The 13155-nt window shown below is 64.1% G+C and carries 10 protein-coding genes; 1 reads left to right on the top strand and 9 read right to left on the bottom strand.

From position 1 onward, the window contains the following. Positions 1–77: 77 nt before the first annotated feature. The 9 genes from VE092_RS12210 to VE092_RS12170 form a co-directional block, all read right to left on the bottom strand. Positions 78–1571: a M81 family metallopeptidase gene (locus VE092_RS12210; protein ID WP_324877090.1), complete on the bottom strand. Its 1494-nt coding sequence runs from the start codon at positions 1569–1571 to the stop codon at positions 78–80. A gap of 15 nt (positions 1572–1586) precedes the next feature. Continuing rightward, positions 1587–2846, bottom strand: coding sequence for a Zn-dependent hydrolase (locus VE092_RS12205; protein WP_324877088.1), 1260 nt, complete (start codon positions 2844–2846; stop codon positions 1587–1589). Between the two features lie 167 nt (positions 2847–3013). Further along, a complete protein-coding gene (locus tag VE092_RS12200; RefSeq protein ID WP_324877086.1) occupies positions 3014–3718 on the bottom strand; it encodes an ABC transporter ATP-binding protein in 705 nt (234 codons plus the stop codon). Continuing rightward, a complete protein-coding gene (locus VE092_RS12195) occupies positions 3715–4482 on the bottom strand; it encodes an ABC transporter ATP-binding protein (protein WP_006461124.1) in 768 nt (255 codons plus the stop codon). The genes VE092_RS12200 and VE092_RS12195 overlap by 4 nt, the downstream gene beginning before the upstream one ends. Next, a complete protein-coding gene (locus VE092_RS12190; protein WP_324877083.1) occupies positions 4479–5468 on the bottom strand; it encodes a branched-chain amino acid ABC transporter permease in 990 nt (329 codons plus the stop codon). The genes VE092_RS12195 and VE092_RS12190 overlap by 4 nt, the downstream gene beginning before the upstream one ends. A gap of 22 nt (positions 5469–5490) precedes the next feature. After that, complete coding sequence (locus VE092_RS12185; RefSeq protein ID WP_006461126.1) at positions 5491–6357, bottom strand: branched-chain amino acid ABC transporter permease; 867 nt, start codon at positions 6355–6357, stop codon at positions 5491–5493. Positions 6358–6549: 192 nt separating this feature from the next. Next, entirely contained in the window at positions 6550–7743 is a 1194-nt protein-coding gene (locus VE092_RS12180; RefSeq protein ID WP_324877079.1) for an ABC transporter substrate-binding protein, read from the bottom strand. A 621-nt stretch (positions 7744–8364) separates the two neighbouring features. Then, positions 8365–9858, bottom strand: coding sequence for a CoA-acylating methylmalonate-semialdehyde dehydrogenase (locus VE092_RS12175; RefSeq protein ID WP_324877077.1), 1494 nt, complete (start codon positions 9856–9858; stop codon positions 8365–8367). Positions 9859–9885: 27 nt separating this feature from the next. Continuing rightward, a complete protein-coding gene (locus tag VE092_RS12170; protein ID WP_006461130.1) occupies positions 9886–11214 on the bottom strand; it encodes an aspartate aminotransferase family protein in 1329 nt (442 codons plus the stop codon). A gap of 337 nt (positions 11215–11551) precedes the next feature. Here VE092_RS12170 and VE092_RS12165 point away from each other — a divergent pair, with 337 nt between their 5' ends. Beyond that, entirely contained in the window at positions 11552–12970 is a 1419-nt protein-coding gene (locus VE092_RS12165; RefSeq protein WP_324877074.1) for a PLP-dependent aminotransferase family protein, read from the top strand. The last annotated feature ends 185 nt before the right edge of the window (positions 12971–13155 follow it).

The following is a 13155-nucleotide window of genomic DNA, read 5'->3' as shown; positions in this document are numbered from 1 at the left end:
GACTGTTGCGAGATGCCATTGCAGCATGGCAGGCAGCCTGCCTGGCTGCCTGCATGCTCAGAGGAGTGATGAGAGGACTACCAGTCCATCTGTGCGTCCAGTGGATAGATGGGACGCCGTATCTTCTTGATGGGGAACAGCCTGAAATTGGCACTGGTCGGCCCGCCGCTGTCGGAATCGCATTCCACCAGCGCGCGGCTGATCGGTACGAATACCGGGCGGCAATACATGCGCGACTTCAGGATCAGGAAGGCCTGTTGTGCCGGGTCCAGCCCCAGGCTGGTGAATACGCCCAGGTCGTAGGGCTCCACCCGTTCCTCGGTGACGACGATGCGCGCCGTACCGATATCGAGGAGCACGCTACGTCCCATCTGCAGCGTCGAGCCGGTATAGATCGGTCCGGTGACGGTAAAGCGGCCATCGCTGATGGCTAGCACCTTGCCGGTATAGACCGGCGGAACCTTGGTGATGCCCTGGGCGCTCAGTGCCACCTTGTTGCCCACCGCCAGCGTGAGCTGCGCGCCGACGCCGGCAGCAACCAGTTGCGCCACCGCCTCGGGGTCGCTGATGGGACCGACGGCAATGCCGTCCAGGCCGGCCGCCAGCGCCGCTTCCAGTACGTCCATGGTGTTGCAGGTGCCACCGGACATGACGTTGTCGCTATGGTCCAGCAACAGCACGGGACCGCTGCCGGCAGCTTCGGCGAGCTGCCGGGCCTGCGCTAGCGATTGCGCCAGCGGCAGGCTGTCATAGACGAAGTCATCGCGCTCGGCCCAGATCTGGCGGCCGATCTCGTCGGCCACGGCATCAGCCAGTGCGGCATCGTTCTCGGTCACCACCACCACCGACATGCCGGCATCATGGAAGTCCGACAGTGGGAAGCCCGCCAGCACCGAGACCGCCAGCACGCCCGGCCGCTGCTCGGCCTGCTTGGCCGCCTCCACCGCGCGCTGCATGGCCGAGGCCGAGGTATTGCTGGTCAGCGTGGCCGACAGCACCGGCACCTGGCGCCAGCCCAGGCGCGGGCGGGATTTCTGCTGCAGCAGGGCCACCAGCAGGCGACCGGCATGCTCGCCGGTCTCGTACATATCGACGTGCGGATAGGTCTTGAAGCTGACGATCACGTCGGCATTGGCCACCATTCTGGGCGTGACATTGCCGTGCAGGTCCAGCGCCACCCCTAGTGGCGTATGCGGGGCGATGCGGCGGATGCGTTCCAGCAGTACGCCTTCGCCATCATCGGCGTTCTCCGCCACCATGGCGCCATGCAGGTCCAGCAGGATGGCATCGCAGCCGGCCTCGATGACCCGCACGATGCCGTCGCACATCACGGTATAGGCATCGGCCGCCACGGCGGCGCTGGGATTGGCCCAGGCTGCCAGCGGCGTGACGATCTCCGCGCCCAATCCCTCGGCGATATCGAGGAAGGCGCCCATGGCCGTGCGCGCCCCTTTCTGGTCACGGTAGGCCGCCTCGTCCCATTGCGGGGCGAAGGCGTCCAGGGGAGTAGGAATCGGCGAGAAGGTATTGGTCTCGTGATTCATGCGTGCAATGACGATTTTCGGTTTCATGATCACTTTCCTGCATCAATCCCTGACCACGCCGGCACTGGCCAGCATGGCCTGCAGCAGCACGTTGCAGCCGGCTTCGAGGTGCTCGGGGCGGGCGTCCTCGATCTCGTTGTGGGACACGCCGTCCTTGCACGGCACGAAGATCATCCCGGCCGGCGCCAGGCGCGCCGCGTAGATGGCGTCGTGGCCGGCGCCGGAAACCACATCCATGGTCTTGTAGCCCAGCGCGGCCGAAGCGGCGCGCACGTTGTCCACGCAATCCGGATGGAAGGGGCAGGGCGGGAAGTAGGACACCCGCTCCAGCTCGATGGACAGCCCGGTCTTCTGGCGCATCGCCTCCAGGTAGGCCACCAGGTCTTCATGCATGCGGTTGAGCGTTTCGTCGCTCACGTTGCGCAGGTCGATGGAAAACTTCACCTGCCCCGGGATCACGTTGCGGCTGTTGGGCATCACCTGTACCTGGCCTACCGTGCCCCGGCCATACGGCGCGTAGCGATGGGCGATGGCCACCACCTCCTGCATGATGTAGGTAGACACCTGCAACGCATCCTTGCGGATTTCCATCGGTGTCGGACCGGCGTGCGATTCGAAGCCGGTCACCGTGCAGTCGTACCAGGACAGCCCCAGCACCGCCGGCACCACGCCGATGACGGTGTCGGCATTTTCCAGCACCGGCCCCTGTTCGATGTGGGCCTCGTAGTAGGCGCCGATGGGATGGTCGCCGCAGACCTGGTCGCCGATGTAGCCGATGCGCTCCAGTTCATCGCGCACCTTCTTGCCATCGATATCGGTGGCGTTGTAGGCATGTTCCAGCGTGAAGGCACCGCAGAAGACGCCCGAGCCCATCATCACCGGCACGAAGCGCGAACCTTCCTCGTTGGTCCAGACCGCCACCTCGATGGGAGCCTCGGTCTGGATGCCATGCTGGTTCAGCGTGCGGATCACCTCGATGCCCGAGAGCACGCCATAGTTGCCGTCGAACTTGCCACCGGTCGGCTGGGTATCGATGTGCGAACCGGTCATCACCGGTGGCAGGGCATTGTTGCGGCCGGGCCGGCGCATGAAGATGTTGCCGATCTGGTCCACCACCACGCTCATGCCCTCGGCACGCGCCCAGGAGGTGACCAGGTCGCGGCCCTGCTTGTCCAGGTCGGTCAGCGCCAGGCGGCACACGCCCCCCTTTGGCGTACCGCCGATCCTGGCCAGCTCCATCAGTGAATCCCACAGTCGCGCGCCATCGACGCGCAGGGTGGGGGCTTGTGTTTTCATGTCCATTGTCGATTCCTTGTTTGGTTTTGCCACAGGCAATCCTTCGATACGGCCTTCGGCCTACTCAGGCCGAACGGGAGGAGGGGACGCCACCACGCGTGCGTAAAGCCATCCCCACCCCGTTTGACCTGAGTAGCCGCGCAGCGGCGTATCGAAGGACGCTCCATCGTCATTCATGCCGCCAGATTGACGCCCAGATAACGGTCCTTGACCCGGTTGTCGGCCAGGAAGGCATCGTTGCTGCCGCTATAGACGATGCGTCCCTGTTCGACGATGTAATGGCGGTCTGCCAGTTGCGTACAGACTTCCAGATTCTGCTCCACCAGGATGATGGACATCCCGGTGGCCTTGATCTCCCTGATCTGCGCCACGATCTCGTCCACGATCACCGGCGCCAGGCCTTCCACCGGCTCGTCCAGCATCAGCACGCGGGGATGCGTCATCAGCGCCCGCGCGATGGCCAGCATCTGCTGCTCGCCACCGGAGAGCTGGCCGCCGCCGTTTCTGCGGCGCTCCTTCAGGCGCGGGAAGATGGTATAGATTTCTTCCAGCCCCCAGGCCGACTCCTTGCGCGCGGCCATGGTCAGGTTCTCTTCCACGGTCAGCAGCTTGAAGATACCGCGATGCTCCGGCACCAGGCATACCCCGCGCGCGGCGATCTTGTACGAAGGCAGGCCACTGATGCGCTGGCCCTCGAACAGGATCTGTCCCTGCGCCGGTGGCACCACGCCGACGATGCTCTTCAAGGTGGTGGTCTTGCCGGCGCCATTGCGCCCCAGCAGCGTCACCACCTCGCCGGCATCGACCTCCAGCGAGATGCCCTGCAGGATGTGGCTCTTGCCATAGTAGCCGTGAACGTCTTGTACTTGCAGGATCATGCCTTGCCTCCGGTGATCATGCTGCCCAGGTAGGCAAGGCGCACCCGTTCGTCGTTGCGGATCTCGGCCGGCTTGCCCTGCGCCAGGATCTGGCCCAGCTGCATCACGGTGATGCGGTCGGAAATGTCCATCACGATGTCCATGTTGTGTTCGATCAGCACCACCGTATAGTCGTGGCGCAGGCCGTGGATCAACTGCTTCATCTCGGCGATGTCGTCGATGCCCATGCCCGAGGTCGGCTCATCCAGGAAGATCACCTTGGGTCGCCCGGCCATGGCCATGCCCACTTCCAGCCGGCGCTGCTGGCCGTGCGACAGTTCGGCGCAGGCGCGTTCGGCCACCGCCTGCAACGACAGGCGCGTCAGCAGCGTATCGGCCAGCGCGCAGGCCGCTTCGAACTGCTCGGCCCGCTTCCAGGGATTGAGTGCGGCCAATGGAGCGCGACCTTGTGCTGCCAGCCGCAGGTTTTCGCGCACGCTCAGGTTGGGGAACAGGCTGGTCACCTGGAACGAGCGCGCCAGTCCCTTCTGCACGCGCCGGTTGCCCGGCAGGTGTGACACTTCCTCGCCCTCCACCAGGATGCTGCCTTCGGTGATGGGCGTGGTCCCGGTCAGGGTATGGAACAGCGTGGTCTTGCCCGCGCCATTGGGGCCGATCACCGAATGCACGGTGCCGCCTTCGATATCGAGCGTGATACCGTTGACGGCGGTGAACTTGCCGTAGCGCTTGGTCACGTTGACCGCTTGCAGGATGGGGCGGCTCATGGGTGCTTCTCCTGGCTCGCGGTCACGGCACGCTCCTTGTTGCCGCGCACGGCATCGATGATCTTCACCGCCAGGCCGAACAGGCCCTTCTGCATGTACAGGCTCACTGCGATGAGCAGCAGACCCAGCAGCATCAGCCAGCGCGGCCACAGGCTGGAGAGCCAGTTGCCCACCAGCACGTAGAAGCTGGCACCCAGCAGCGAGGCGAACAGGTTGCCGGTGCCGCCGATGACGGTCATCACCAGAATCGCCTCGCTGGTGTGGTACTCGATGTTGGACAGCGGCGCCACCCCGGTCATCATCGCGTGCAAGCCACCGGCCAGCCCCGTGACCGCACCCGAGATGACGAAGGCAGCCAGCTTCAGCAGCCGTACGTCATAGCCCAGCGCCGAGGCACGCGCCTCGTTCTCGCGCACCGCCAGCAAGGTCTTGCCCAGCACCGAATCGACCACCCGCTGCAGCAGCCAGAACACCAGCACGAACAGGATGGCCACCACCGTGTAGTACTGCCACGACGAGGTAGTCGGCAGCAGCGTCAGGCCGAACAGCGCCAGCGGCGGACGCGGGATATCCAGCAGGCCGTTGTCACCGCCGGTGACGTCCTTCAGCGTATAGGCCAGGAAGTAGAACATCTGGGCGAAGGCCAGCGTCAGCATCACGAAGTAGGTGCCGCGCTGGCGGATCGAGAACCAGCCCACCAGCAAGGCCACCAGCGCGCCGCCCAGTGCGGCCAGCGCCAGCGAGGGCAGCAGCGCCAGCTTCAGCTGCAGCAGCACCACACCGGCCGTATAGCTGCCCACGCCGAAGAAGATGCCCTGGCCGAAGGACATCAGTCCGGTATAGCCCAGCAGCAGGTTGCAGCCCAGCGCGGCCAGCGCGAACACCAGCACTTCGGTGGCCAGCGTGCCTGAACTGAGCAGCAGCGGCAGCAGCAGCACCACGGCGGCGGCCAGCAGGGTGTAACGGAAATGCGCAATCTGTTTCATGGAAACTCCCGTGCAGAAAAGCTCAGGCCGCGCCCGGCCGGCCCAGCAGGCCATTCGGACGCAGCAGCATGACGGCCGCCATGGCGACATAGATCATCAGGTGTGCGCCCTCGGACCAGACCGTGCTCATCACGCTCTGCACGATGCCCACCAGGATGCCGCCGATCAGCGCCCCCCAGAAGCTGCCCAGCCCGCCGACCACCACCACCACGAAGGCAATCCCCAGCGCCTCCACCCCCATGAAGGGATCGGCACCCCGGATCGGCGCCGCCAGTGCGCCCGCCAGACCAGCGGTGGCCGCCCCCAGCGCAAACACCAGGCTGAAGATGCGGTTGATGTTCAGGCCCAGCAGCGACACCATCTCGGTCGATTCCGAACCGGCGCGCACGATCGACCCCAGGCGCGTACCTTCCAGCACCCACCACAGCAGCAGCGCCATCACGGCGGTCAGGCCGATGACAAAGAGCCGGTACTTGGGATAGACAAAACCGCTCCACATCACCACCCCCTGCAGCACGTCGGGCGGCGAGACATTGTTGCCCAGCGGCCCCCAGACGGAGATCACCGCTTCCTGGATCACCAGGGCCATGCCGACCGTGAAGAGGATGTGGAAATGATGCGGCAGGGCATACACGTGGCGCAGCACGAAGCGCTCCACCACCCAGGCGAACAGGCCCACGGCCAGCGGCGCCAGCAGCAGCGACCACCAGAAGTTCAGCCCCAGGTCGGTGACCTGGAAGCACAGGTAGGCGCCCAGCAGGAAGAAGGCGCCATGCGAGAAATTGACGAAGCGCAGCAGGCCGAAGACGATCGACAGGCCCACCGCCAGCAGGAAGTAGAGCATGCCGATGCCTACGCCATTGGCGATCTGCAGCAGATAGATGTTCATGGAACCTCGTGAGGGAACAAGGAAGTTCGGTAATGCCTCGCTCACCGTTCGGACCGAGTAGACCCGCAGGGTCGTATCGAAGGCGCTACGTCCTGGTTGGCCGGGCGTCGCGCCTTCGATACGCCGCTGGCGCGGCTACTCAGTCCGAACGGGTAGGGGAGTGCCAGACGTCGGCACAGCCACACCGCTCAATCACAGCTTGCACTGCGTCTTTTCCAGCGGCAGGAAGGACTTGCCGGAGGAGACGATATCCGCATAGTCGTTCTTGTTGGCCATCTTGGACTTGGCCTTGCCCTTGAGCAGGTAGTAGTTCTTGATCACCTGGTGGTCGCCCTTGCGGATTTCCTCGGTGCCGGTCAGGCCCTCGTACTTCATGCCTTCCATGGCCGCGATGACGGCCTTGGGGTCGGTGCTGTTGGCCTTGATGATGGCGTCCAGGATGATCTTGGTACAGATGTAGGAACCGGCCAGGCTGTAGTTCGGATCGATCTTCAGGTTGTCGTTGACCAGCTTGACGAATTCCTTGTTGAAGGGCGAATCGATGGCATGCCAGTATTGCGCGCCGAAGTAGACGCCGTCGCAGATGTCCGCGCCCAGGGTCTCGAACTGTTCCAGCCCCGAGGCCCAGGCCATGAGGATGGTGCAGTTGTTCTTCATGCCGAAGCTGACGGCCTGGCGCAGCGTGTCCGAGGACTGCGAGCCGAAGTTCAGCAGCAGCAGCACGTCCGGCTTGGCGGCCATGGCATTGGTCAGATAGCCGGAGAACTCCTTCTCGGTCAGCGAGTGGTAGCTGTTGCCGACGTGTTCGATGCCCTTTTCCTTGAAGATGTTCTTGGCCGCCGACAGCAGGCCTTCGCCGAATACGTACTGCGGCGTGATGGTGTACCAGCGCTTGGCGTTGGGCAGTTTTTCCAGCAGCGGACGCACGGTCTGTTCGATGGCACCGAAGGTCGGCACCGACCAGCGGAAGGTGGAGCGATTGCAGTCGCTGCCGGTGATCTCGTCGGCACCGGCGGTGGTGATGAAGACCGCACCGGCCTTGTCGGCTTCCTTGCCCATGGCCAGCGCCTCGCCGGAGAGGATGCCGCCGGCGAAGAAGCGGGTGCCCTTCTCGATGGTTTCCTGCATCTTGCGTACGGCCGTGGCCGGCTTGCCTTCGGTGTCGAGGTTGGTATAGCTGGTGTTCTTGCCCAGCACCTTGCCGTACTTCTGCAGGGCCAGCTTCATGCCCATGTCGGCGAACTTGCCGTTGGCCGCGAAGGGGCCCGACATCGGCACAGGACAGCCGAAGGCGATGCTCTCGGCCTGGGCAAACACATCGTGGTAGGTCAGTGCGCCGGGTGCGGCCAGGGCGGACAGTTTCAGGAAATTGCGACGGCTGATCATGCTTGTTTCTCCCTCGAAGCTAACGATTGACAGATGACAGACAGATGACATCCATGGAAATGCGCAACACTGCATTACTGCCCATCAACGCAATTTCCATGCCCATCGCTCCCATGAAACTTAGGAAATGATGGACATCGATGGATTGCGCAGACGTGAAGAAGCCACCGCCACAAACCGGCGGAAAAGCCTGGAACCATAGGGGTGTGCTGCCTTCCGAAAAGCGCGGAAAGCAGAGATCGTGATTGCAAAAAACGCAGCAGCGGCGCGCATTTGCGCCGCTTGGCGTGAGCCTGCATGAGGGCTCCTCCTGCCGCTCCGATGAGCGTGTCTCCAGATAGTTTGCCGTTGTCCCGTGCTGTCGGTGTGTGTCCACCGATCTGCCACGACGGTCTGTATTTTCTAAGCTTTTCGCCAGCGTATCTGCTTTTGGTGCAGGCCGCACTGACGATTCTTATCCTGTGGGTTCAGGGTCTCCTTGTTTGCACCAGCGGCTGACGTTTTCTGCACCATTGCTTGCGTGAGTTGCATCATGCCATTCCTGGATGCTGCCTCAGCATACCTGCGCCTGCGTCCGCACCAAAGAAAAACGGCATGAAAATTTCATGCCGTCTGTCCTGTTTATTTCATCTGCGGGAAAGCGAATTCCGCACCTGCGCTGGCGGTATTGGGCCAGCGCTGCATCACCGCCTTGGCCCGGGTGTAGAAGCGCACGCCCTCCGGTCCGTACATGTGATGGTCACCGAAGAGACTGCGCTTCCAGCCGCCGAAGCTGCTGAAGGCCATCGGCACCGGCAGCGGCACGTTCACCCCCACCATGCCGACCTCGATCTGACGCACGAACTCGCGCGCCACGCCACCGTCGCGGGTATAGACCGCCACGCCATTGCCATACTCGTGGGCGTTGATCAGCTCCACCGCGCTGGCGATGTCGGGGCAGCGCAGCACGCACAGCACCGGGCCGAAGATTTCTTCCTTGTACACCGTCATTTCCGGCGTGACGTGGTCGAGCAGGGTGCCACCCACGAAGAAGCCCTTTTCGAAGCCCGGCACCTGGTAGCCACGGCCATCCACCACCAGCGTGGCGCCTTCTTCGACACCACGGCCGATCAGGCCTTCGATGCGTTCCTTGGCGGCAGCCGTCACCACCGGACCCATCTCGGCACCGGCGGCCATGCCTTCGTTGATCTTCAGCTTGCGAGCACGCTCGGCCAGGGCCGCCACCAGTTCGTCACCGGCGCTGCCGACGGCGACTGCCACCGAGATCGCCATGCAGCGCTCGCCGGCCGAGCCATAGGCCGCACCCATGAGGGCGTCCACGGCCAGCTGCATGTCGGCGTCGGGCATGACCACCATATGGTTCTTGGCGCCGCCCAGGGCCTGCACGCGCTTGCCCTTGGCCGAGCCACGGGCATAGATGTATTCGGCAATCGGGGTCGAGCCGACGAAGCTGATGGCCTTGACCTGCGGGTGGTCCAGCAGCGCATCGACAGTCACCTTGTCGCCCTGGATGACGTTGAAGACGCCGTCCGGCAGGCCGGCTTCCTGCAGCAGGTCGGCAATCAGCAGCGCGGCCGAGGGGTCACGTTCGGAAGGCTTCAGCACAAAGCAGTTGCCACAGGCGATGGCGATGGGGAACATCCACATCGGCACCATGGCCGGGAAGTTGAACGGCGTGATGCCGGCCACCACGCCCAGTGCCTGGCGCATCGACCAGGCATCGATGCCACGGGCGATCTGGTCGGTGTATTCCCCCTTGAGCATCTGCGGAATGCCGGCAGCGAACTCGACGATCTCGATGCCGCGCGCCACTTCGCCCTGGGCATCCGAGAAGGTCTTGCCGTGTTCGCGCACGATGATGCGGGCGAAGTCGTCGGCCCGTTGCTGGATCAGGTGCAGGAAGCGGAACAGCACCCGCGCCCGGGTCAGCGGCGGGGTATTGGACCAAGCCGGGAAGGCCGCTACGCCTGCCTTCACTGCGGCATCGACCTCATCGACCGTGCCCAGCGCCACCTGCGCCACCGGCACGCCCAGCGCCGGGTTGAAGACATCGGCGTAGCGCCCGCTCTTGGTATCGACGCGCTGACCGCCGATGTAGTGTGCAATCTTTTCCATGAATCTTTCTTGCGTCGTAGTGAGGGATCAGGCCAGGGTCTTGAGGATGGCCGCCAGCTTGCCGAACAGTTCGTCGATCTGCTGCTTGTTGATGATCAGCGGCGGCGACAGGGCGATGATGTCGCCGGTCACGCGGATCAGGATGCCGTCGTTGAAGGCGCGCACGAAGGCGTCGTAGGCACGGGCGCCGACGCGGCCCGGGATGGATGACAGTTCGATACCGGCGATCAGGCCGATGGTGCGCACGTCGATCACGTGCGGCAGGCCGCGCAGCGCGTGGGCCGCCTCCTGGAAGTAGTCGGCCACGGCCTGGGCATTGTCCAGCACGCCTTCGGTCTCGAACACGTCCAGTGAAGCCAGGCCCGCGGCGCAGGCCAGCGGGTGGCCGGAATAGGTGTAGCCGTGGAACAGCTCGATGCCGTCCGGGCCGTTCATGAAGGCGTCGTGGATTTCCTTCTTCACGAACACCGCACCCATCGGCACCACGCCGTTGGTCAGGCCCTTGGCGGTGGTGAAGATGTCCGGTTCGACATCGAAGTAGTCGGAGGCGAAGGGCGTACCCAGGCGGCCGAAGCCGGTGATCACTTCATCGAAGATCAGCAGGATGCCGTGCTTGGTACACAGCTCGCGCAGACGCTTGAGGTAACCCTTGGGCGGGATCAGCACGCCGGTGGAACCGGCCACCGGCTCGACGATGACGGCCGCGATGTTGGAAGCGTCATGCAGGGCGACGATGCGTTCCAGCTCGTCGGCCAGGTGCGCGCCGTATTCCGGCTCGCCCTTGGTGAAGGCGTTCTTTTCCAGGTTGTGGGTGTGCGGCAGGTGGTCCACGCCCTGCAGCAGCGCGGTGCTGAAGGTCTTGCGATTGCCGCCGATGCCGCCCACCGACATGCCGCCGAAGCCCACGCCGTGGTAGCCGCGCTCACGGCCGATCAGGCGGGTACGGGTGGCATTGCCCTTGGCGCGGTGATAGGCCAGCGCGATCTTGAGCGCCGTATCCACCGCTTCCGAACCGGAGCCGGTATAGAACACGTTGGCGAAGCGGTTGCCGGTATAGGCCTTGAGGCGTTCGGCCAGTTCGAAGGCGCTGGGGTGACCCAGCTGGAAGGAGGGCGCGTAGTCCAGCGTGGCCACCGATTTTTGCACGGCCGAGACGATCTTGGGGTGGGCGTGGCCCAGCGGCACGCACCACAGGCCGGCGGTGCCGTCCAGGATGGCATTGCCGGCGTCATCGCGGTAATGCATGCCCTCGGCCGAGACCAGCATGCGCGGTGCGGCCTTGAAGTTGCGGTTGGCGGTAAAGGGCATCCAGTAGGCCGACAGGCTGGAAGGATGCGAATGGTCTTGACTGGACATGGCAGGCACCAATGGAAAGGGTAAATGGAGAAACCAGCAGGGAGTGCTTGATTATTGCCAGACACTGGCAGTATTGTTAGCTACACTTTTGATTTTGATCTGAAACTGTATTGTTAAAAGCAATAAACTGTATTGAGTTATCCGCCGGGAACGACACTGTCCGGTCGGCGGGTGTCGATGGCTCAGCAGCCTTTATCCAGCAGGGGAGGGCAGCAGAATGATGAGCCCGCTCCGCCGCCGTCGGCAGAGCAATACAGTTCAGAATTTCACAACACACATTTTCCGATTGCAGCAATGCAGTGGACATCATGGGCTCCATTCGCCCGAAAGGATCAGCATGGCCAAGCTCCCGCGAGCGCCTCTGCAACTCGATCTGCAACGCAATACTGCGGCCCGCCTGGTCGAGCAGGTCGCCGACGGCCTGGCCGGCCTGATCGAAGCCGGCGAACTGCGCTCCGGCGAACGTCTGCCCTCGGTCCGGCAGTTCGCCCAGAGCCACGCCATCGGCGCCTCCACCGTGGTCGAAGCCTATGAACAACTGGTGGCACGCGGCATGTTGCTGGCACGCCGTGGCGCCGGCTTCTTCGTGGCCGCACGCGCTGGCCAGACGGGCGCTCGCGCCGTGTTCGTCCCGCATGAACCGGTGATCGACTCGGCCTGGCTGCTCTCGGAAATGTTTGCCGACGAACGCGTGCCCATCAAGGCCGGTTGCGGCTGGCTACCCGGCAAGTGGCTCAACGACGAAGGCCTGCACCAGGCCGAGCGCCGCATCATCCGCTCGCCCGGCGCGCAGCAGGTGGGCTATGGTCACCCCTACGGCTATGCCCCGCTGCGCCAGCTGATCACGCAATTCCTCGGCCACTGGGCACTGGAGCTGGGCATCGAACAGGTGCTCACCACCCACGGCGCCACCCAGGCCCTGGACCTGGTCATCCGCACCATGACCCAGCCCGGCGACACCGTCATGATCGACGACCCCGGCTACTGCAACCTGATCGCCATGCTGCGCCTGGCCGGGCTGAACGTGATCGGCGTGCCGCGCACTCCGGGCGGGGTCGATACCGAGCAGCTGGAAACGCTGGCCCGGGCACACCGGCCCAAGATGTTCTTCACCACCAGCGTGCTGCAGAACCCGACCGGCACCTCCTACACCCCGGCCTGCGCCATGCGTGTGCTGCAGGCGGCCGAGCGGCATGGCTTCTGGGTGGTGGAAGACGACATCTTCCGCGAACTCGGCCAGGCCACCGACCCCATGCTGGCCGCGCTCGATGGTCTGCAGCGGGTGATCTACGTGGGCAGCTATTCCAAGACCATCGCGCCCTCGCTGCGGGTGGGCTACATCGCCTGCCAGCGCGAACTGGCACGGCAGATCGTGCATACCAAGATGGTGCTGACGCTGACCAATTCGGAGATCAACGAACGACTGGTGCACAACGTCCTCACCGAAGGCCATCACCGGCGCCATGTGCAGACCCTCAATGCGACCCTGCTCAACGCCCAGGCCACATTGAATGCCAAGCTCACCGAAGTCGGCCTGACGCCCTTTACGGCGGCGCGCGGCGGTATGTTCACCTGGGCCACCATCGAGGGTTGCGAACTGTCGGCCCGCGAGATCGCCGACCGCGCGCGCCAGAAGGGCATCTGGCTGGCGCCGGGGGATTTCTTCCATCTGGCAGCGCCGGAGAAGACCAGCTTCCGCTTCAATGTGGGCTATGCGGATGGGCCGGAGTTGTTTGATTTCCTGCGCGGGCTTTAGGTCTTCTGTCGAAGAATCCGGTCTCCCACCTCATCTGCGCCACGCGCCCCGGCGACCCGCCGGGATGCGCGCCAGGCAGCCCGATCAAGACGATATCGCGACCGCGCCGTTGTGCCGGTGCCGTCGATCATCCAGAGAATCCATTCCAGTAGCAACGACAGCTCGCTGTTGTGGTCGCCCCACGT

The sequence above is a fragment of the Herbaspirillum sp. genome (assembly GCF_035644555.1).
Taxonomy (GTDB): Bacteria; Pseudomonadota; Gammaproteobacteria; order Burkholderiales; family Burkholderiaceae_D; genus Herbaspirillum.
This window is presented reverse-complemented; position numbering and strand designations above follow the sequence as displayed.

Bases quoted from the DNA above. Each gene is read 5' to 3' on its own strand.
- VE092_RS12210 (WP_324877090.1), bottom strand. From the start codon at position 1,571: ATGAAACCGAAAATCGTCATTGCACGCATGAATCACGAGACCAATACC.
- VE092_RS12205 (WP_324877088.1), bottom strand. From the start codon at position 2,846: ATGGACATGAAAACACAAGCCCCCACCCTGCGCGTCGATGGCGCGCGA.
- VE092_RS12200 (WP_324877086.1), bottom strand. From the start codon at position 3,718: ATGATCCTGCAAGTACAAGACGTTCACGGCTACTATGGCAAGAGCCAC.
- VE092_RS12195 (WP_006461124.1), bottom strand. From the start codon at position 4,482: ATGAGCCGCCCCATCCTGCAAGCGGTCAACGTGACCAAGCGCTACGGC.
- VE092_RS12190 (WP_324877083.1), bottom strand. From the start codon at position 5,468: ATGAAACAGATTGCGCATTTCCGTTACACCCTGCTGGCCGCCGCCGTG.
- VE092_RS12185 (WP_006461126.1), bottom strand. From the start codon at position 6,357: ATGAACATCTATCTGCTGCAGATCGCCAATGGCGTAGGCATCGGCATG.
- VE092_RS12180 (WP_324877079.1), bottom strand. From the start codon at position 7,743: ATGATCAGCCGTCGCAATTTCCTGAAACTGTCCGCCCTGGCCGCACCC.
- VE092_RS12175 (WP_324877077.1), bottom strand. From the start codon at position 9,858: ATGGAAAAGATTGCACACTACATCGGCGGTCAGCGCGTCGATACCAAG.
- VE092_RS12170 (WP_006461130.1), bottom strand. From the start codon at position 11,214: ATGTCCAGTCAAGACCATTCGCATCCTTCCAGCCTGTCGGCCTACTGG.
- VE092_RS12165 (WP_324877074.1), top strand. From the start codon at position 11,552: ATGGCCAAGCTCCCGCGAGCGCCTCTGCAACTCGATCTGCAACGCAAT.